Annotated in this window: 21 protein-coding genes; 4 read left to right on the plus strand and 17 right to left on the minus strand. The window is 31.6% G+C overall.

The features are described from left to right. Positions 1–3: 3 nt before the first annotated feature. Entirely contained in the window at positions 4–405 is a 402-nt protein-coding gene (locus AANAER_RS00645) for a hypothetical protein (protein WP_129081345.1), read from the plus strand. Here AANAER_RS00645 and AANAER_RS00650 read toward each other — a convergent pair. From AANAER_RS00650 to AANAER_RS00665, 4 genes are read right to left on the minus strand one after another with little or no spacing between them, the layout of a single operon-like run. Then, entirely contained in the window at positions 398–847 is a 450-nt protein-coding gene (locus AANAER_RS00650) for a low molecular weight protein-tyrosine-phosphatase (protein ID WP_179951806.1), read from the minus strand. The two genes, AANAER_RS00645 and AANAER_RS00650, sit on opposite strands and share 8 nt — an antisense overlap. Further along, positions 838–1,566, minus strand: a complete 729-nt coding sequence (locus tag AANAER_RS00655) for a carbon-nitrogen hydrolase family protein (RefSeq protein WP_129081346.1) — start codon at positions 1,564–1,566, stop codon at positions 838–840. Before AANAER_RS00655 ends, AANAER_RS00650 begins: the two co-directional genes overlap by 10 nt. Next, positions 1,529–2,950, minus strand: a complete 1,422-nt coding sequence (locus tag AANAER_RS00660; RefSeq protein WP_129081347.1) for a phosphomannomutase/phosphoglucomutase — start codon at positions 2,948–2,950, stop codon at positions 1,529–1,531. The genes AANAER_RS00655 and AANAER_RS00660 overlap by 38 nt, the downstream gene beginning before the upstream one ends. A gap of 18 nt (positions 2,951–2,968) precedes the next feature. After that, the gene (locus AANAER_RS00665; RefSeq protein ID WP_129081348.1) at positions 2,969–3,523 is read right to left on the minus strand and encodes a methylated-DNA--[protein]-cysteine S-methyltransferase; all 555 of its coding nucleotides are present in this window, start codon (positions 3,521–3,523) and stop codon (positions 2,969–2,971) included. A 60-nt stretch (positions 3,524–3,583) separates the two neighbouring features. Here AANAER_RS00665 and AANAER_RS00670 point away from each other — a divergent pair, with 60 nt between their 5' ends. Beyond that, a complete protein-coding gene (locus tag AANAER_RS00670; protein ID WP_129081349.1) occupies positions 3,584–4,213 on the plus strand; it encodes a LysE family translocator in 630 nt (209 codons plus the stop codon). A 14-nt stretch (positions 4,214–4,227) separates the two neighbouring features. On the opposite strand, the gene AANAER_RS00675 is transcribed toward AANAER_RS00670, so the two are convergent. Together AANAER_RS00675 and trxA are read right to left on the minus strand one after the other, a co-directional pair. After that, positions 4,228–5,460: a glutamate-5-semialdehyde dehydrogenase gene (locus AANAER_RS00675; RefSeq protein WP_129081350.1), complete on the minus strand. Its 1,233-nt coding sequence runs from the start codon at positions 5,458–5,460 to the stop codon at positions 4,228–4,230. Between the two features lie 126 nt (positions 5,461–5,586). After that, positions 5,587–5,904 carry a thioredoxin gene (gene trxA, locus AANAER_RS00680; RefSeq protein ID WP_044419089.1) on the minus strand — a complete coding sequence of 106 codons (318 nt, stop codon included), beginning with the start codon at positions 5,902–5,904 and terminating at the stop codon, positions 5,587–5,589. A 143-nt stretch (positions 5,905–6,047) separates the two neighbouring features. Here trxA and AANAER_RS00685 point away from each other — a divergent pair, with 143 nt between their 5' ends. After that, the gene (locus tag AANAER_RS00685; RefSeq protein WP_044419088.1) at positions 6,048–6,404 is read left to right on the plus strand and encodes a winged helix-turn-helix transcriptional regulator; all 357 of its coding nucleotides are present in this window, start codon (positions 6,048–6,050) and stop codon (positions 6,402–6,404) included. Positions 6,405–6,414: 10 nt separating this feature from the next. Here AANAER_RS00685 and AANAER_RS00690 read toward each other — a convergent pair whose 3' ends face one another. Then, on the minus strand, positions 6,415–7,386 hold the full coding sequence (locus AANAER_RS00690; protein ID WP_129081351.1) for a YhdH/YhfP family quinone oxidoreductase: 972 nt from the start codon (positions 7,384–7,386) through the stop codon (positions 6,415–6,417). A gap of 107 nt (positions 7,387–7,493) precedes the next feature. On the opposite strand from AANAER_RS00690, the gene AANAER_RS00695 reads away from it, so the two are divergent. Then, complete coding sequence (locus tag AANAER_RS00695) at positions 7,494–7,841, plus strand: winged helix-turn-helix transcriptional regulator (RefSeq protein ID WP_129081352.1); 348 nt, start codon at positions 7,494–7,496, stop codon at positions 7,839–7,841. Here AANAER_RS00695 and AANAER_RS00700 read toward each other — a convergent pair. From AANAER_RS00700 to AANAER_RS00745, 10 genes are all read right to left on the minus strand, one after another. Then, positions 7,831–8,532: an ABC transporter permease gene (locus tag AANAER_RS00700; protein WP_044419084.1), complete on the minus strand. Its 702-nt coding sequence runs from the start codon at positions 8,530–8,532 to the stop codon at positions 7,831–7,833. The genes AANAER_RS00695 and AANAER_RS00700 overlap by 11 nt on opposite strands. Position 8,533: 1 nt before the next feature. Beyond that, positions 8,534–9,427 (minus strand): NAD(P)H-dependent glycerol-3-phosphate dehydrogenase, encoded by an 894-nt coding sequence (locus AANAER_RS00705; protein WP_129081353.1) that lies wholly within the window; start codon positions 9,425–9,427, stop codon positions 8,534–8,536. Positions 9,428–9,521: 94 nt separating this feature from the next. Next, positions 9,522–10,949 carry an Asp-tRNA(Asn)/Glu-tRNA(Gln) amidotransferase subunit GatB gene (gene gatB, locus AANAER_RS00710; RefSeq protein ID WP_129081544.1) on the minus strand — a complete coding sequence of 476 codons (1,428 nt, stop codon included), beginning with the start codon at positions 10,947–10,949 and terminating at the stop codon, positions 9,522–9,524. A gap of 19 nt (positions 10,950–10,968) precedes the next feature. Further along, positions 10,969–11,793 carry a peptidylprolyl isomerase gene (locus AANAER_RS00715; RefSeq protein ID WP_044419078.1) on the minus strand — a complete coding sequence of 275 codons (825 nt, stop codon included), beginning with the start codon at positions 11,791–11,793 and terminating at the stop codon, positions 10,969–10,971. A 71-nt stretch (positions 11,794–11,864) separates the two neighbouring features. Continuing rightward, positions 11,865–14,705: an FAD-binding and (Fe-S)-binding domain-containing protein gene (locus AANAER_RS00720; RefSeq protein ID WP_129081354.1), complete on the minus strand. Its 2,841-nt coding sequence runs from the start codon at positions 14,703–14,705 to the stop codon at positions 11,865–11,867. Positions 14,706–14,872: 167 nt separating this feature from the next. Continuing rightward, complete coding sequence (locus AANAER_RS00725; RefSeq protein WP_129081355.1) at positions 14,873–16,246, minus strand: TRAP transporter large permease; 1,374 nt, start codon at positions 16,244–16,246, stop codon at positions 14,873–14,875. Next, positions 16,243–16,860: a TRAP transporter small permease subunit gene (locus AANAER_RS00730; protein ID WP_179951807.1), complete on the minus strand. Its 618-nt coding sequence runs from the start codon at positions 16,858–16,860 to the stop codon at positions 16,243–16,245. Before AANAER_RS00730 ends, AANAER_RS00725 begins: the two co-directional genes overlap by 4 nt. A 104-nt stretch (positions 16,861–16,964) precedes the next feature. Then, positions 16,965–18,035, minus strand: coding sequence for a TRAP transporter substrate-binding protein (locus tag AANAER_RS00735; protein WP_206732534.1), 1,071 nt, complete (start codon positions 18,033–18,035; stop codon positions 16,965–16,967). Positions 18,036–18,130: 95 nt separating this feature from the next. Further along, positions 18,131–18,775, minus strand: a complete 645-nt coding sequence (locus tag AANAER_RS00740) for a response regulator transcription factor (protein WP_129081356.1) — start codon at positions 18,773–18,775, stop codon at positions 18,131–18,133. Continuing rightward, a complete protein-coding gene (locus tag AANAER_RS00745) occupies positions 18,772–20,961 on the minus strand; it encodes an ABC transporter substrate binding protein (protein ID WP_129081357.1) in 2,190 nt (729 codons plus the stop codon). Before AANAER_RS00745 ends, AANAER_RS00740 begins: the two co-directional genes overlap by 4 nt. Positions 20,962–20,975 lie beyond the last annotated feature (14 nt).

Here is a 20,975-nt window from a genome sequence, read left to right on the forward strand (position 1 = left end):
AAAGTGGTAGAAGTAGCATCTCAGATAGTAATTTGTTTAGCAGCAGCAGCCTTTATAGGGTTTCTAATTGGATTTATAATAGGAAGAGCTTTCGGTGGGGATAGAAGACCTGTTTACAGTAGTGTAACTTCTCATGGAGGTGCAGCCGCAGGGAATATTTACAATAAACCTTTGATTAGAAGTTCCCCTAGACCTACGGGAAAAGATAAATTACAGGATATTGAAGGTATTGATAAGGAGATGGAGAACAAACTTAATAGTTTGGGAATTTTTCATTTTGATCAAATAGCTAAGTGGAATGCAAAAAACTGCCATTGGGTTGAAGAGTATTTTACTTTGGAAGATAACCAGATAAAAGAAGAGAATTGGGTAGAACAGGCTAAGAAGCTATCTAAAATTATATAAGCTTCTTTTCTATAAGAGTTTTTACGCAATTATCAATCATATTGAAAACTTTGTCAAAGCCTTCAAATCCATCAAAAAAGTACGGATCAGGTACATCTTCTCCATTGAAACCGAAATCCCCCAGTTTGAGGGGATTTTGACACCCTAGATTTTTAAGGTTTTGTATATTTTTATTATCTAAGCCTATTATTAAATCAAATTTCTCAAAATCTTCTGTTTTTATCTGTCTTGCTCTTTGAGTGGAGATATCTATACCGTTTATTTTTGCAACTTTTATGGAATTTTGACAAGGAGGTTCTCCTATATGCCAATCTCCCGTTCCTGCACTCTCAATTCTTAGATTTAAGTTATATTTTTTTATATACTCTTTTGCAATACCCTCTGCAAGAGGAGAACGGCAGATATTTCCCAAACAAACAAATAGTATAGAGTTTATTTCCATTTTTTCTTTAATCCTATATCAATATATTTTCTCATTTTTTTAACTTCACTTAAATCCATATTGTGAGATATTATCTCTTCTTCATCATCTCTAATCTCTTCTCCCCAAGGAGTTATTATTCCGCTTCCTTTTGCCATATCTTCATTTGCACTGTTTGCTGTTAGAACATAGCATTGGTTTGCCACGGCAAGTGCTTTGGTCATTGTTTCAAAGTGGTTTTTCCTTTTTACTCCCCACATTGACGGATTTAAGATTAAGTCTGCCCCTAAAACGTTTAACCAATATTCAGGGAATCTGATCTCAAAACAGATTAAAGATGCGACTTTTATTCCGTCAACATCAATAATCTTCATATTCTCTTTTTTACCTTTTGCAAAATTTTCAGGTTCATTTCCTAAAGGGAAAAGTCTATGTTTTGATTGTCTGTGAATAACTTTTCCTTTATGAAAAATATATAAAGTATTATAATAATCAATGTCCTCTTTTTCTAAAAAAGTTATTGCTATTGTTTTATTTTCCGATAGTTTTTTTATTTTTTTCTTTGTTTTTTGAGTAAATTCATCCGCTGCATCCATTCTTTCGTAACAAAACCCCGTAAGACAAAGCTCGGGAGCTAAGATAAAAGATCCCTCTTCACATGATGTGATTAACTCTTTTAAGTGTTTATAGTTTGTTTTAAAATTATCTGTTGTTTTTGTTTGAAGTGATATTAATTTCATTTTGTGCTACTTTTATTAAATTATTTAATTTCTTTTCATACTCTTTTACAAGATTTTTATCTGTTGATTCAAATCTTGTGACTAATATAGGGGTTGTATTTGAAGCTCTTATTAAACCCCAACCTTTTTCAAAAATTACTCTTACTCCGTCAATACCTATTGTTTTTATAATTTTAGGAAAATCTGACGGAGGATTTTTTAATAGTTCTTTTATTTTTTCTACAAGTAAAAATTTCTCTTTGTCTGTAGTTTTTATTTTTAATTCTTCTGTTGAGTAAGTTTTAGGAAAACTTTCTATCTCTTTATCTATATTCATTCCATTTTTTATAAGTTCTAATACTCTAAAGGTCGCATAAATACCGTCATCAAAACCAAAATATCTGTCATTGAAAAATATATGCCCTGAAACCTCTACCGCAAAATCCGCATTACAGCTTTTTAATTTTAGTTTTAGATTTGAGTGACCAGCTTTATACATAATTGCTTTACCTTTTTTATTTATCAAATCATACATTATCTGTGAACATTTAACTTCTCCTACTACAGTTGGATTTTTCATATCTTTTGCAAAAAGAAGAGCCATAGTATCACCTTTTACTATATTATTCTTTGTTAGAAGAACAACTCTGTCGGCATCTCCGTCATAAGCAAATCCAAAGTCATAACTACTTTTTATCTCTTTTAAAATATCTTCTATATTTTCTTGAATAGTGGGATCGGGATGATGATTAGGAAAATTACCGTCAGGTTCTCCGTAAAGTATTTTACAGTTTAACTCTAACTTTTTTATAATATCAAAAAGAACACTATTTGCTGCACCGTTCCCGCAATCGACTATAAAAGCGTTTTTCATTCCTTTTAGATGTGAAAACTTTTTCACGATATAATCTATATACAAACCCTTTACGTCAATAATAGTTGCTTTATCATTATCTTCTATTTGAAGTTCTTGATTTGCAATTATTTTGTCTCTTAATTTATATAGATCTTCTGAGAAAAAAGGTTCTTTATCAATTGTTATTTTAAAACCGTTATACTCTTTTGGATTGTGGCTTCCTGTTATCATAATTGAAGCACATGGATTTATCTCTTTATTATTTATACAAAAGGTTTGATAGTTTGAAAAGTAGTTTACTCCTGTGGGTACCATTTGCATATTTAGAACTTTGCAGTTTGCTTTGTTTAGTCCGCTTGCAAGATATGAAAAAAGTTTCGGGCAGTGAATTCTTGCATCATATCCAACGGCAACATAAGCACTCTCTTTAAATTTTTCAAAAATAATTTTTCCTAAAAAATATCCTATTAATTTAACGCAGTTACTATTTAGCTGACTTTCAACAATACCTCTGATATCATACTCTCTAAAAATTGAATTATCTATCATTCACATTCCGAAAAATTTTTAAGCAATTATATCATAAGAGTAGCTGTTTTCAAGTTTTAAAAGTTCAATTTTTTTATCAATTCCCGAAGAGTATCCGCCAATTTTACCCCCGCTTGCTATAACTCTGTGACAAGGAATAATAATTGAAATGGGATTTCTTCCATTGGCATTTGCCACTGCTCTTACGGCTTTTTCATTTTTTAATAATTTTGCTTCATCTAAATAAGATATGGTTTCTCCGTAAGGAATAAGTTGAAGAATTTTCCAAACACTTTGTTGAAAAGGAGTTCCTACAAGCTGTAAAGGAACTGTAAAATTTTCTCTTTTTTTTTCAAAATACTCTTTTAACTCTTTTTGCAAGACTTCAAAATATTTGTTATGGGCGGGGATTATATCCGCATTAAAGAATTTTTTCATCTTTTCTAACTCTTTTTGAGTCTTCTCTTTTCTTTGATCGTAATAGTTTAACATACATATTCCGTTTTTTGTGGATGCTGCAAACATATCTCCCAGAGGAGTTTGAATAACTGTCGTAGCTATAATATTTTTTTTGTTGCTTTTATACTCTCTCATACTTTTCCTTATTTACTTGAAATTATAACTAAGATATAATTATTTTTTCAAAGGATAAATATGATTGAACTTCCAAATCTTTATATGTTTATAATAGCTTCGTTTCTTTTATGTCTTGCTCCCGGACCTGATAATATATATGTATTGACTCAAGGTATGACAAAAAGTAAAAAAGCCGCTATTGTTACGACTCTTGGTTTATGCAGCGGACTTATTATTCATACAAGTGCAGCTGCTTTTGGTATATCTATTATTTTTAAAACTTCTGAAATAGCTTTTAATATAGTAAAATTTTTAGGGGCTGCTTACCTTTTGTATATTGCTTATCAAGTATTTAAGCATAGAAATGAACCTCTTGATTTAAGTGGACAAAATAGTAAGGTTGAGTTAAAGAAACTTTATGTAAAAGGATTTTTTATGAATGTTCTAAATCCGAAAGTATCTATATTCTTTTTAGCTTTTCTGCCTCAGTTTGTTTCACCTCAAAACGGTAATGTACCTTTACAAATGATTCTTTTGGGAGTTGTTTTTATGGTTTTAACTATTTTGGTTTTCTCTTTAATCGGAGTAGCAGCAAATATCTTAAGTGCAAAGCTGATTGAAAATACGAAAATCGTTAAGTATATGAATATTTGTACTTCATTTATCTTAGGCGGTTTGGCTTTAAAACTCGCACTTTCTCAAAGATAAAGAAGGATTCTTCTTTATCTTATTTGTCCGTTTCCGTAAATTTTGTATTTAAATGTTGTTAAATCATTTATTCCCATTGGACCTCTTGAATGAAGTTTGTTAGTTGAAATACCGACTTCAGCTCCTAATCCAAAAGCTCCTCCGTCAGTGAATCTTGTACTTGCATTGGCATAAACGCAAGCAGCATCGACTTCATTTAAAAATTTGGTTACCATTGAATAGTTTTCACTTATAATCGATTCTGAATGTCCCGAACCGTATTTTGCAATATGTGCTATTGCTTCATCTACATCTTTGACTACTTTTATATTTAAAATATTTGCTAAATATTCAGTATCGTAATCTTCTTGCGTAGCGCATTGAATATCAATATACTCTCTTGTTAGTTCACAACCTTTAAGTTGCGTATTATTCGCCGTAAAGGCTTCGTATAAAGGAGGAAGAATATATCTTGCCACATCTTGATGAACAAGAAGTGTTTCCATTGCATTACATACTCCCGGTCTTTGACATTTTGCATTAATTGCTATTTTTATAGCTTTTGAATGATTCGCATCTTTGTCAATAAAGATATGGCATAAACCTTTATCGTGTTTTACAACTGGAATTGTCGAGTTTTGACTTATATATCTAATAAGTGCTTCTCCGCCTCGCGGTACAATTAAATCTACGTATTTATCTTGTTTGATAAGCTGTGCTACCCCTTCTCTGCTTGAATCAGGCAGAAGTGATATTGCTTGTTCAGGAAGTTTGTTTTTTGCCAATACATGTTTTAATACGTTTGCAATAGCATTATTTGAGTGCTCAGCCTCTTTTCCGCCTTTTAAAACACAGACATTTCCGCTTTTAAAACATAAAGCCGCCGTATCTGAAGTTACATTGGGTCTACTTTCATAGATAATACCGATAACACCTATAGGAACCGATACTTTTTGTATATTTAAACCGTTTGGAGTTACCCAGCCTTCAAGTGTTCTTCCTACAGGCTCTTTTAGGGCAGCTATTTCTCTAATAGCTTGTGCCATAGCTTCAACTCTTTGACCTGTTAGTAAGAGTCTGTCTAATAAGGCATCTGAGAGTCCGTTTAGGGTTGCTTCACTCATATCTTTGTCATTTTTACTTATAATAAAATCACAATGTTCTATTAAAGCATCAGCCATTTCATTTAAAACTTTTGTTTTTGTCTCACCGCTTAAAGTGGCAATTTCTTGACTTATTTTTTTTGATTCTTCTAAAAATTGTTGCATGTTCTGTCCTAGTTAAATTACAATTTTTTGATAATTTTATCTAAAATTTTCTTTTTTTAAACTAGAAAGAGAAGTTTGTAAGTTTAACGGCAGTAAAAAGTTACTGCCTAAATATTTCGTAATTTATTATAATAATGAGTCGATTTTTTCTGCCAAAGCTTGTTTTGAATGTGCTCCGACAACTTGTTCAACAATTTCACCATCTTTCATAAATAGAATAGTTGGTATAGATCTTACTCCATATTTAACAGATAAATCTTGTTGTTCATCTGTATTTACTTTACAAATATTCGCTTTCCCCTCAAATTCTTTTGCTAAGTCGTCAATAACGGGGGCAAGCATTCTACAAGGTCCGCACCATGGTGCCCAAAAGTCTACTAAAGATACACCTTTTCCTACAACCGAGTCAAAATTTTCTTGAGTTAATTCAGTATAACCTGCCATAAAATCTCCTTTTTTATTTTTTGTGAAGTGATGTTATCCTAAAATTTTACAAATGTCAAGTATATACTAAATAGTTTTATAGGCACTTTTAAGTAACTATTTATCTGCTTTGATTTACAATAAAAAAATATTAGGAGCTTGTTATGGAATCTAGAAGTTATAACTGTTTTTTTCAACTTGCAACGGATATTATCGGTGGAAAATGGAAAAGTATGGTTCTTTGGGCGTTGAAAAAAGATGTAAAAAGAAACGGGGAGCTAAAAAAACTAATTCCTAATATCAGCCAAAAAATGTTGACTCAGCAGTTAAGAGAGTTAGAGGGTGCAGGAATAGTTGAAAGGATTGTTTATCCCGTAATACCTCCGAAAGTTGAATATAAACTTACAAAAAGCGGAGAAAAATTAATCCCTATTTTAGAGCAACTTCATGATTGGGGAAAAGAGTATGCCAAAAATCATGATATAAAAATAGTAAAAGATGCAAATTGTATTATAGAATAAAAGAAGATATTTAGATTTTAACTAAATATCTTCCTACTGCTTTACCTTCCAAAAGTGTTTTATATGCTTCTTGTATCTCTTCAAGGTTTATCTCGTTTGTCAATTTTTCCAAAGAGTCAATTTTAAACTCTTTTGCCAGTTTCTCCCATGCTGCTTCTTTTTTCTTTATTGAACACTCAACGGAATCAATACCTATTAGTCTTACACCTCTTAAAATAAAAGGAAATACATTTGTATTAAGTTCAAAAGAGGAGGTTAAACCGCAACAAGTAACCACTCCGTCATATTTCACTATTTTCAAAGCTTCAGCTAAAATATTGCCTCCTACAGTATCAACAACACCGTCATATTTTTCACTTTCAAGGGGACGTTTATTTTCAATATCAAAATCTTTTCTTAGAATTATCTCTTTTGCACCAAGGGCTTTTAAAAAATCAATCTTATCCTCTTTCCCGCTTATTGCCGTAACATTAAAACCTAATTTACTTAATACGGCAACTGCAATAGAACCTACTCCTCCTGTTGCTCCCGTAACTAAAATCTCCCCTTGTGTGATATTATTGTTAAGAAGTTCATTTATGCTTAATGCAGCCGTTAAGCCCGCTGTTCCGTATGTCATTATCTCTTTATTTGTTAAGCCTTTAGGTATTTTTATAGCCCATGAAGCAGGTACTTTTACAAACTCTGTGTGCCCTCCGTTTGTATTCATTCCTAAATCATATCCCGTAACGACTACTTTATCGCCTTTTTGAAAATCTTTTGAATTTGAGTTTTCAACTACTCCTGCAACATCTACTCCCGTAATATGAGGGAATACTCTTGTTACTCCTTTGTTCCCTATTGAACTTAAGGCATCTTTATAGTTTAAAGAGGAGTAAGTCGCTTTTATAAGTATTTCATTCTCTTCTATTGTAGGAGTTTCAATATCTTGCACTCCTGATACAAATTTATCTTCTATTTTTTCTACAACATAAGCTTTCATACATATCCTTTTTTGCTTTATCTTAAAACTTTAGCTAAAATATATCAAAAGAGCAAGAACTTACAAAAAAGATAGGTACTATCTAAAAAGATACTATGGGATTAGTTATGACAAAAAAAATAGATATAGATAAAATTGAAGATAATGAGAAGTGTCCCGTTGAAACAGCTATTGATGTCTTAGCAGGAAAGTGGAAAATACTTATATTATGGTATTTGCGAAGAGATACAAAAAGATTTAGCGAATTAAAGAAGTTATTGCCTAAAACTACACAAAAAATGTTAATACAGAAATTAAGAGAGTTAGAGAAAGACGGAATAGTTCATAGAGAAGTTTATCCTGTGGTTCCGCCTAAAGTAGAGTATTCATTAACTGAATATGGACAAACTTTAAAACCTATAATAAAACAGTTGTATTTATGGGGTGAAATTCACAAGCAGAAGCTTAACAAGTAGTATTAAAACTTCTCTGTTTTAATGTAAAGTAGATAATTGAACTAAGTCCTGCACTTGAAAGAGTCATCGTCATAATCATTATTTGATATCTTACGGCAATTAAAGGGTCTATCCCTGAAAGTATTTGTCCTGTCATCATTCCCGGAAGTGAAACAAGCCCTACGGCTAAAAAAGCATTTACTTGGGGTATCAGACAGGCTTTAAAAGAGATTTCTCGTGCTTTTTCAAAACTTTCAGCTCTTAATATCTCTTTTTCAAATCTTTCTATTGCCAAAGACAGAGCATTCATAGTATTTGCAAATACCATCCCCGCCAAAGGGATAATATATCTTGGTTCATAATTGTATTCCAGATCTAATACAAGCATTATAACAATCAGGTTTACGACTCCTGCTATCATAATGGAGAGAAAAATTTCAAAAAAATGTTTTTTTGTTTTCTCTTTTGTATTTCTTATGGTAATAAAAGAGGATACTACAATCATAAAACCGACTATAAAGATTCCAAGATAGATATGTTTGTTTTCAAATATAAAGATTAAAAGGTAACCTATTAGCAATAATTGGATAACCATTCTTAAAGTGGAGACTATTATCTCTTTTGAGTTATTTGTCCACTTTTTATAATAATACCATACTATAATCAAAGGTATTAAAGTAATACAAAGATTATAAAATGATATGCTCTGCATTTTATCCTCTTAACAGATCTTTAAGGCTGTCTTTAGGATGTTTCCCGTCTAAAATAAGTTTAACTTCTCTTGCTATTGGAGAGTAGATTGAGTACTCTTCTGAGAGTTTGTAAATTGCTTCGGCAGTTTTGACTCCTTCTGCAACTTCTCCTAGTTCATCGAGTATATCTTCTAGTTTTTTATTTTGTGCCAAACCTAGTCCGACTCTATAATTTCTACTTAAAGTACTGCTTGCTGTTAAAAAGAGATCCCCTGCTCCGCTAAGTCCTATAAAAGAGGATTTTTTCGCACCGAATTTTTTCCCGAATCTTTTCATCTCTACCAAACCTCTTGAGATAAGAGAAGCTCTTGCATTATTTCCTAATTGAAGTCCGTCGCAAATACCGCTTGCAATTGCCAAAACATTTTTATATGCTCCTGCAATCTCTGCACCTACAACGTCGGAACTATAATAGACTTTTATAAAATCAGGGAAAAAAGGTTTGAATTTATCATATACTTTTTTTGATGTTGAATTTAAAACTAAAGCACAAGGCAAACCTTTTATTACCTCTGCCGCAAAAGAGGGGCCGGAGATAAATCCTATTGAATCTTCGGGTACGTATTTTGAGTATATTTCATTTAAAAATTCTCCCGTTGAAGCCTCTATACCTTTTGAAGCTACCAAAATTTTTTGTCCCTCTTTATATTTAAAATTGTTTTTTAACCACTCTCTTATTTGTTGGGCAGGTATTGCTATTACGAGGTATGGACAGTTTAATGCTTCTTCTAAAGTAACGAAGTTTTTAATATCTCTTTTTGTTCTTGAAGTTATTAGGCATTCTTGTTTTTGACTTAGGGCAAAATGAAGGGCCTGTCCCCATTTCCCAGCACCGATTACTGCTATTTTTGCCATTAAAAACCTTTTAAGTAAATCTATATATGATATTATCTAAATCTCTATTTAGATGTTTTGAAGTGAAAAAGCAAAGTAGAGAGTCTCTACTTGCTTATGCTAATCTTTGTTTTAAAAGTTGATTGACTTTTTGCGGGTTTGCAGTTCCTTTTGAAGCTTTCATTGTTTGTCCTACAAAGAAACCGAATATTTTCTCTTTACCGCCTTTGTATTCAGCTATTTTATCTTCATTTGCCGCAAGTATTTTATCTATTATTTCCAATAAAGCGTTATCATCCGAAACTTGTTTTAATCCAAGTTTTTCAATTACAGCTTCAACTTTCTCCTCAGGATTTTCCATTAAATAGTCTAAAACTTCTTTTGCTGCTTTTCCTGAGATTGTACTGTTTTCAATATTTTTTATGATTTGTGCTAATTTATGAGGTTGTACAGGCGAGTTTTCAATCTCTACACCCTCTTTTAATCTTCCTTGTAACTCTACTGTTAACCATGTAACCGCATTTTTTCCCGAGATCTCTTCTTTCATCATCTCATCAAAGAAATTAGCCATTTCAACAGATGAAGTTATAACAGAAGCATCATACTCTTTAATTTTATATTCATTTACAAATCTCTCTTTTTTTTCATCGGGAAGTTCAGGGATTTTTGAATATTTCTCTATCATTTCATCGGTGATAATTAGAGGTAAAAGATCAGGATCGGGAAAATATCTGTAATCAGCAGCATCTTCTTTACCTCTCATTGATCTTGTTTCTCCCGCGTCTACGTCAAAAAGTCTTGTTTCTTGTACAACCTCTTCTTCGTAAACTCCGTCTTCCCAAGCTTCGATTTGTCTTTCAACTTCATACTTGATAGCTTTTTCAATAAACTTAAATGAGTTCATATTTTTGATTTCACATCTTGTATAAAGTTTTGTATCTCCTTTAGGTCTGATTGAAACATTTACGTCACATCTAAAAGAACCTTCTTGCATATTTGCATCACTAATACCCAGATATCTTACTATTGAGTGAAGTTTTTTAAGATATAAGATCGCTTCTTGCGCACTTCTTAAATCAGGTTCCGAAACAATTTCCAAAAGAGGTGTTCCTGCTCTGTTTAGATCCACATGAGAAACTGAACCTGCATGAATATTTTTACCTGCATCATTTTCTAAGTGTGCTCTTGTAACACCTATTTTTTTACTGCTTCCGTCTTCAAAATCTATTGTTAGCTCACCAAGTCCCACTACGGGAACTTCAAATTGAGAAATTTGGTATCCGCTCGGTAAATCAGGATAGAAGTAGTTTTTTCTATTAAAAATTGATTTTTTGTTTATTTTTGATTTTAGTGCCGTTCCTAGCATAATTGCTTTGTGAACAGCTTCTTTATTTAATACGGGAAGCGCTCCTGGAAGTCCTAAGCATGTAGGGCATACGTTTGTATTAGGCTCTTCTCCGAAACTTGTTGCACAAGAGCAAAAAAGTTTTGAGTTTGTATTTAATTGTGTATGAACTTCAAGACCGATAATTGTTTCAAACATTTCTGACATCTATTTCCTTTTATCTCACTATTGTTATATTTGCAGATAGTTTTAGTTTTTCAAAATAATCTTTTAAATATTTTTGTTCTCTATCTTGCATAATAATATTAAAAATTCTATCTTTTACATCATCAAACGGGATTGTTTGTTCATTCTCTTTTTGTAAAATCATCAAGGTAACATACTCTTTACCCGTAGAAAAGATTGGTGTAAATTGATTTAGGTTTGTTTCGTTTATCATATATCTAAGTTGAGGATTTATATTTCTTTGATCTAGATTTACCGAACTTTTTTCTACATCAGGAAGAGTCATATACGGATTTTGAACAATTGTATTTAGACTGTTTTTATTTGTTGAAGCGTATTGTACTGCTTTTACGTTTGTAGCCATAGTAAACATTGACGGATTATTTTCATAATAGATTTCTAAGTCCTCTTCTGTGGCAATTTTAATATTACCTCTTACTAATTTATCTGTTAATTTTTGTCTTATTATTAACTGTTTAGTTTGCTCTTCGTATTTGCTGTAGTCTTTATATTTTTGTCTGATTATTGATTTAAATTCATACAGACTCATACCGTTTGAAGCTGCAACTTTTTCTAAATAATTATTTACATCAAAAAGATCTGCCGTGATATTGTATTTTTTTATTAATTGTTCATATAGAGTTTCATCAACTAACTGGGCAACGGCTTTTTCTCTCGGTATATTATTTTCAAGTTCTCTCTTTTTTATATCATATAGAGTAATCGGGTCATCATTTACCGTTAAAGCAACACCGTTTATAATATCCGCAGATGATATAGAAACCAACATAAAAAGGGCAAGTAATATCTTTCTCATTTTAATCCTTTGTCTTAAAAACAAATATTTTACCAAAAAAATGGTAAATATCTGTTTTTATATGAAAAAGATTAACTATTTTTTGCCACAGTGACCTTGTCAATTAGGTAAAATATTGAGTTGTAATCTAAATTTGAGTGTTCGCTTAAACCTATTTCACAGGTTTTGGATGTGCTAAAAGCGTATTTTGCTTCTTTTGTCTCTTCTTTTAAAAATCTTAATGCCGAGTCGTTTAATTCAGGATAGGTAAAACCTCTGTCTCCTGCAAAACCGCAGCATTTTACGTTTTGGGGAATTATAACTTTTGTTGAGCACATATTTGCAAGCTCTATAAATTTTTCATGAAGCCCCATTTTTCTTGAACTACAAGTTGTATGAATAGTAATGGGTTCATCAATTTTTGTAAACTCTAGTTCTTTTGTCAAGTGTTCAAGTGCAAACTCAATTGGCTCATAGATTTTTAATCTTGAACCGAAGTTTCCAATCATTGTTTTTGTACATGGACTCATATCACATAAAATAGGGTAAGCTCCTTGTTTGCTAGCTTCTCTTAAAGCCTCTTCCAACTCATCAGATTTTAATTTTCCTTGCTCTTTATACCCTTTTGATGAAAATGGCATACCACAGCAAAGTTTATCCATCTCTTCTGGGAAAATTATTTGAAATCCTGCTTTTTTTAGAAGTTTTACTGTTAAATCAAAAAGTTCTTCGTCAACAGTAGATTTACTATTTCTTCCCATACTTCTATTTATACATGAAGGAAAATAGACAACTTTTTTCTCTAATACTTGCTGCTCAAATCTAGTATTGATGTTTATACCTTTTGGTAAATATGGAGTCCATTTTGGAAGTGTTCCTTTTGACCAAGCTCTAAAAGTAGAAGAAATAGCTTCTAAACTAGAAGTACCAAGTATTTTATGAACTAAATTCACCCCTTTTAAACCTACTCTCATACCTTGTAGAGTTGCTTTGTAGTTATTTGCAATGGCACTTGCTATTTTATCTGCTCTTGGAGATATTTGTTCTGCCCTTAGATGTTTTGTTAAACTTCCCGTATCTATTTTAACTGGACAAGCAGTAGAACATAAAGAACAAGCGGCGCAAGTCTCTAGTCCGTCATATTTATAAAGTTCCAGATACTCTTGTGCCTCTTTTTTATTCCCCTCTTTTTGAAGTCTTGAAATTTCCCTGTTGATTACGATTCTTTGTCTAGGAGTTAATGTTAAATCATTTGAAGGACAAGTAGGTTCACAAAAACCGCACTCAATACAAGTATCTACTAAATCATTTGTTTGAGGCATTGCTTTAAGATTTTTTAAGTGAGCTTCTTTGTCCTCATTTATAATAACTCCAGGATTTAAAAGGTTTTTAGGGTCAAAAAGCATTTTTATTTTTTTCATCATATTATAAGCAGTTTTACCCCACTCTACTTCTATAAAAGCTGCCATATTTCTTCCTGTTCCATGTTCTGCTTTTAAACTCCCTTCATATTTCCCTGCAACTTGATTTACCACATCTTTCATAAATTCATCATATCTTTTTACCTCCTCTTTTGAAGAAAAATCCTGGGTAAATACAAAGTGAAAATTTCCGTCTAATGCGTGACCGAAAATAAGTGCTTCATGGTAACCATGTTTCTTAAAAAGTTTTTGAAGTTCTAAAGTTGCAGGGGCAAGTTTTTCAATGGGATAAGCTACATCTTCTATAATAACCGTTGTTCCCGTTTCTCTTACTGCACCTACGGCAGGGAAAAGACCTTTTCTTATTTTCCAGTACATTGTGTACTCTTTTTCATCGGTTGTAAAATAAAAATCTCTTACTACTTTAAACTCTTGAAGCAGCTTCTCAATCTCTTTAATTTGAATTTGAAGTTTTTTTGCATTTTTTGCTCTTGTCTCAATTAAAAGTGCCGTTACGTCTTCATCAAACTCTTTGATAAATTCAGGCATTGCAGGGTCGTTTTCTATACTTCTAAGCCCTGCTCTATCCATAAGTTCGACTGCATCTACTATAATCTCTTTTTTATCTCTTGCAAGTTTTAATTTTGTAACCGCACTACAGGCTTCATTTACGTTTTTAAAGTAGATTAGGGCACTTGCTTTATCTTTTAAATCTTCAACTGTTTTATATGTTATCTCTTCAATAAAAGCTAAGGTTCCTTCACTTCCTATTATTAGATGTTGTAAAATCTCAAACACATCTTCAAAATCAATAAGGGCATTTAAAGAGTAACCGCAGGTATTTTTGATTTTATATTTTTTTTGGATTCTCTTTTTTAGCTCTTTATTGTTTTTAGTCTCTTGTGAAAGATTTTGAAGCTCTTCTAAAAACTTCTTATGGGTTTTTCTGAAATTCTCTTTGCTTTTTTCATCTGCGGTGTCAAGTTTTGTTCCGTCTGAAAATATCAATTTCATTGATTTTAGAGTTTTATAAGAGTTTTGTGAAATTCCGCAACACATTCCTGAAGCATTGTTAGCTGCAATTCCTCCGATCATTGCAGCATTTATACTTGCCGGATCGGGACCTATTTTTTTAGAAAAGGGTGCTAAGATATTATTTACTTCCTGCCCTGTTAAGGCAGGTTGAAGAGAGATTAACGATTTATCTTTTGAAACACTAAAAGCTCTAAAATTTCTTGAAGTTACAACTAAAATAGAATCGCTTATTGCTTGTCCGGAAAGAGAAGTTCCCGCTGCTCTGAAAGTCACGCTTAATTGCAGATTATTGCTAAGTTTTAATATTTCTTCAACTTCTTTAGGCGTATCTGTTTTTATAACTATTTTAGGAATAAGTCTGTAAAAAGAGGCATCCGTACCGTAGGCTAAAGTATGTAATTTATCCGTAAAAATCTTTTTTTCGTCAATAGTTTTAGATATTTGTTCATAAAAACTTTTGTAGTTTTCTTCTAACATTTTAAATCCTTTTTAATTTTTATATTATGAATTTAAAATTTCTACTATTCAAGTCTTGGAACTGTATATATTCTTTGTTGGGGATCGTTTATAAATGAGAACATTTTGTCACACTGTTTTAATATTATATTTAAGATCAGATTTAAACAGTGTGACATTTTTAATTCTTACATTTGGGCTGTCATACCGAAAATTTCCGGATAAAAAGCTACAATTCCTAATATTATCACTTGAATAAGAATAAAAGGAACAACTCCTCTATAAATGTGTCCTGTTGTTACACCTGCCGGTGAACATCCCTTTAAATAGAATAAAGAGAAACCAAAAGGAGGGGTTAGAAATGAGGTTTGAAGATTCATTGCAATTAATATTGCAAACCATACGGGATTTATTCCCAACGTTTCTGCCACAGGTAAAAGAATAGGAATAATAATATATGAGATTTCAATAAAATCGATAAAAAATCCTAATAATAATATAGCTATCATCGTAAAAATAATAAATCCCCATTTATCGTCTCCCGGAAGACTTAACATAAGTTTTTCTACGATTTCATCTCCCCCTGTATATGAAAATACCATAGAAAATGCCGTTGCTCCGATTAAAATGGCAAAAACCATAGATGTGATCTTAACAGCTTCAAGTGACGCCTCTTTTATTATTTTTATTGAAAAAGTTTTATACATCAAAGCCAATCCCACTGCTCCAAAACATCCTACCGCAGCAGATTCCGTAGGTGTAGCGATTCCTTCAAAGATTGAACCTAATACAAGTATAATAAGAGTTAGTGATGGAATAATATCAATTAAGGCTCTTATAACCTGTTTCTTTTTGGTTCCTCTGCTTGGATCTGAAGGGATTGAAGGTGCAATATCTTTATTTAAGTATGCCAAAATCAAAATATAAAGAATATAAGCTCCAACAAGGGTTAATCCCGGAACCAATGCAGCTTTAAACAGATCTCCAACGGGAACTTGGAAAACATCTCCTAAAATGATTAATACAATAGAAGGAGGAATAATTTGTCCTAAAGTACCTGAAGCACAAATCGTACCTGTTGCAAGCTCTTTATTATACTTATACTTAAGCATAACAGGAAGAGAAATAACTCCCATAGCTACAACCGAAGCTCCTACTACACCTGTTGAAGCTGCAAGTAAAGTACCTACAAGGACTGTTGAAATAGCAACTCCTCCTCTAATCTCTCCGAATAAAAATCCCATAGATTCAAGAAGTTTTTCCGCAAGTCCTGTTTTTTGCAGAATAATTCCCATAAAAATAAACATAGGAATTGCCATTAAAATCGTACTTTGCTGAATTGCAAAAATTCTAAAAGGCATATAATCAAACATAGAGATACCTTCGACCCATCCGTCATGGATTAAAGATAACAAAGTCTGTCCTTGTTCGGCATAAGATAAAATTTCTACAAAACCTGCAATAATACCGAAAAGCACTGAAACGGCTGCAAAAGTAAAAGCAACGGGGAAACCTATGATAAGCATAAATAAAGCCGTAAAAAACATTATAATACCGATCATTTATTGTCTCCTTTATCTTCTTTCCCATCAATATTTACAACATGGAATTTATGTTCTTCTAAATCACATTTTAGACTGTCAATCTCATTTTTTATAAAGTTATCATCAAAATCTTTATACCCTTTGTAGATATTCAGATTTTTGATAAAAAATCCTATAGTCGTAATTATTAAAAGAAAAAATGAAAGGGGTATTAATGATTTTACAATCCATCTATAAGGTAACCCTCCCGGATCACCACTTTGTTCCATTGATCTAAAAGCTTCAACAGCATTATCTATTGAGCTAAGACCTACTAAAATTGCAATAGGTAAAATAAATAATATAGAACCTACCATATTGATCATTGCCTTTTTTTTGGAAGGTAATCTATCATAAACCAAATCAACTCTAACATGACCGTCCTCTTTTAAGGTATAGGCAATACCAAGTAATATAATAACAGAGAATAGATGCCACTCCATCTCTTGCATTGCAATGGATCCTGTTCTGAAAAAGTATCTCATTATTACATCATAAAATACGTTTAATATCATAAGTACCATTGCTACAGCAGTGATTGCTCCGATAATATTTGCAAACTTATCGAAACCACGCTCTAACTTTAACAACATAAAAGTTCCTTTGGGTAATTTTAAAAGTTAAGATAAATATAAATAACTTATATCTATATTAACTGTTAGTATAATGCAAACCCCCTTAAGAGGGGGTTTAATCACTATAAATTGTCTTTTAGATAAAGATAATCCGACATTTCAGTCCATGCTCTAACTCTTTTTAAGTAGGCATCTTGAGAATTTAAGATCTCTTTTAATTCAGGAGATTTTTCCGACATTTCGGCTCTTAACTCTTTATTAGCTTTTTTCATAGCATCCATTACTGATTTTGGAAGAGTTTTAACTTTGATATTTGGATACTCTTTTTTCATCTCTTCCCAAGCAGTCGCATTCATATGGTAGTTTTGAATATACATATCATAAGCAGTAACTCTCATTGCAATTATTAATATCTCTTGCAAATCTTTCGGTAATTTTTTTAATGCTTTTTGATTTACTAAATACTGTAATTCTGTTGCAGGCTCATGCCATCCTGTATAATAATAGGGTGCAATTTTATGAAATCCCATTTTAATATCCATACTAGGACTTACCCACTCTAAAGAGTCTATTGTTCCTCTTTCAAGTGCCGTATAAAGTTCTCCGGGAGCTATATTTGTAACTTGGACACCCAGTTTTGCCAGAACTTCTCCCGCAAAACCGGGAATTCTCATTTTTAGTCCCTTTAAATCATCAAGTGAATTAATCTCTTTTCTAAACCAACCACCCATTTGGTTCCCTGAGTTTCCTCCGGGATATGATAAAATTCTATGTCTTTTATATGCTTTTTCCATTAGTTCCATTCCTCCGCCGTAATAGAACCAAGAATACTGTTCAGGTGCAGTCATACCAAAAGGCATTGTTGTAAAAGGAAGAAGGTTTATATCTTTACCTTTCCAATAATAAGAGGCTGTATGAGCCATCTCGTACTGTCCACCTTTTACCATATCTAAAACCCCTAAAGGCGATTTATGTTTATTTGCAGCATCAACTCTTATAATAAGTCTGCCGTCAGACATCTCTTCTACTATTTTTGCAAGGTTTTTAGGTGCATCGATAAATGGAGATAACGTAGGTCCCCAAGTAGTAGCTAATTTCCATTTATAGACTTTTTTTGCCATTGCTGAAGTTCCCATCCCTGTAACTAGGGCAGCAGCAACTAAAAGTTTAGTTGTTTTACCAAACATTTTCATTGTGATCTCCTTTAAATTGTCTCTCAGACAAGATTGTAACCATACAAAATGAAAAAGATATGATATTTTAAAGTTTTATGTATAGGTTATGTAGCTTACGGGACTTTAAATATATAACCTGTATCGACTACCGTTTGGATATACTCTTTTTTTAATATTTTTCTTAATCTTCGAACAAGGCTTCTAATTGAATCAATTGAGGCAAAAGAGCCTTCCCATACATAATTTTCAATAATTGAGTAGGTCAAAACTTCATCTTTTTTAGTTATAAAAAGATTTATTAAAAGTCTCTCTTTTTTTGTGAGTCTTATTTTCTCATTATTTATTATCAAAGTAGAGGATTTATAATCAAAAAAAGAGTCATTATCAAACTCTATTTTTTCATCTTTTATTTTACAGAGCTTTTCTATTTTTATTTCCAGCTCATCTATAAAAAAGGGTTTTTTTAGATAATCGTTGCATCCAAAATCATAAGACTTTTTGATTATATCTAGTTCAACGGTCGCACTTATAATAATAACGGGTACATCTTTGTAATATTCACGAATTTTCTTTAAAATTTTTATTCCGTCTATGTTGGGAACATTTATATCAAGTACAAAGCAGCTAAAGCCTTCGGTTATATTTTCATATGCCTCTTTCCCGTCTTCAAAATTGTAAACCTTGTGACCTTTAAGTTCCAACCTTTTTTTTATTGCGGCATTTAGTTTTTTATTGTCTTCTAAAAGAAGTATTTTCATTGGGCTCCTTTATGGTGGGGAAGTTTTAAGGTAAATACAACATTTTTATCTCTGTTTTTTACGCTTATTAAACCGTTCATTTTATCTTCAATTATTACTTTTGCCATATACAGACCAAATCCCGTACCGCTTTTTTTAGTCGTAAAATAGGGCTCAAATATTTTATCTAAAATATCTTCTTCTATATTTCCTCCGTCGTCTATTATTTCAATAGTCGTATAATTTTCATCGTAAAAAATATTAATAATTAGATTGTATTTGTTTTGGGAATCTTTTTCTATAATTTTATTTTTTGCATTATTAATTAAATTTAATAAAACTTGCTTAAATTCATTTTCATAACCGTAAATTAAAAGCTCCCCTTTATCGTACTCGTAATTAAGTTTAAGATCTATATTTGAGTAATATATCTGTTTTCCTAAAATTTCAAATATCTCCTCAAAAGCTTTTCTAATAGAAAAAAGAGTTTTTTTTGTAGAGGGTTTTAAGAAGTTTCTAAAATCACTTAAGGTTTTTGACATATATTGCAGTTGAATCATTGAATCCGTTACAAACTCTTCAACTTGAGTATCTTTTAGTTCATTTAAAATAAATGACGTTTGTATGTCCTGTACTTGTGCGGAGAGTTCTACTAAAGGTTCATTCCATTGATGTGCAATTGCTGCAATCATATCTCCCATTTCAGCCAATTTTGCTTGTTGAATCAAAAACTGTTTTTGTTGTATTCTTTCTGTTATATCATCCATTACACATACGATTCCTCCTATAGAGCCGTCATTATTTAAATATACGGCTTTATTGATTATTATATGTTTCATCTGATTGTTTAAAGTATGAAGAGTCATTTCAGAAGTATTCGTTCCTAAAGTCTGCATTAACTGTTTATCTATCTTGCCGTTTTTTTCGGCAATCTCAGGAGGGAAAAAGTCTTTTGCCGTTTTTCCTATCACTTCTGTTTTTGATATGTTTAAAAGTTCTGAAAAGGCTTTGTTGCAACCTAAAAATTTCCCCTCTTTGTTTTTATAATAAATGGGATTGGGAAAGGTGTCGATTAATACCTTATCGAATTTTATTCTGTCTTGAAGAGCTTTTTCTACAAGTTTTCTTCTTTGAATATTTGCTCTCATTGCCAAAACTAAAATAAGCAAAGTTGCAATTATAGTAATAGTTATTACTACAAGTTTTGTATATTTTTGCAAAAAAGTGTGAGGTTTGTTTATAATTTCATATTTGTTTACGACTTTTTCAACATCTAAATTAAATCTTTTAAGTTCATCATAATCAAAAAGGTATCTGTTTGGAGATTTTTTTAAAATAGGAATCTCTTCTATTTTTTTACCGTTTAAGACTTTTATTGCCATTTTAGAAACTGCTTCTCCTTGGGCAAGAGCTGAGGTTACAAGCCCTCCTACTATCCCGTAATCCAAATAAAAATCCCATAAGCCGTATATAGGCACTTCACTTGCTTTTCTTATCTGTTTTACACTCTGCTTATAAGTGAAAAATTTTCCGGTACTATCTTTAAACAGCAATACAAGAAGAATTGCCGTATCGTTTTTTAGCTTTTCAACTTTTCTTTTTAGATGTTTTATATCCATATTATCTATATATTCGATATCTATTTTTTTTGAATACTTTTTTATAATAGGATCCAAATCTTTTTTCATAGCAAGCCCGGTTTTTGATTTGTCATTAATAATAAGCAGTTTTTTAAGTTCGGGTTGAAGATTTAAAATAAGTCTAAAGTTTTTTTCTAAATCAACTTGTTCAATTACACCGCTTACATATTGCGAAAGATTGTTCTTTTTTAAAATATCTTTATCAAAGTTATTAATTCCGCAAAAAAGTACAGGAGTATCTTTAAAGAGAATTTTATGATATTTTACTGCAAAATCAAAGGCATTATTATCGCTTGAAATAACCAAATCAAATTTTCTGTTTTCCAACTGCTCTTTGTAAAGTTTTGCCAAATGTTCCAAATATGTAGGACTGCCGACTCTTTTTGTATCCATATATAAAACCGTAAGTTCGATATTATCGTGATTTTTAAACTCTTTTTCTACGGCATTAATAATATCGTCACTCCATTTATATCCCCTGTGATAGGAGTTTAAAAAAAGAACCTCTTTGCTTTGGGCATATAAAAAGTTTATAAAAAAAAGAATAGTGATTAAAAATTTTTTCATTTAAACCTCAATAT

It is taken from the genome of Halarcobacter anaerophilus, assembly GCF_006459125.1.
Taxonomy (GTDB): Bacteria; Campylobacterota; Campylobacteria; order Campylobacterales; family Arcobacteraceae; genus Halarcobacter; species Halarcobacter anaerophilus.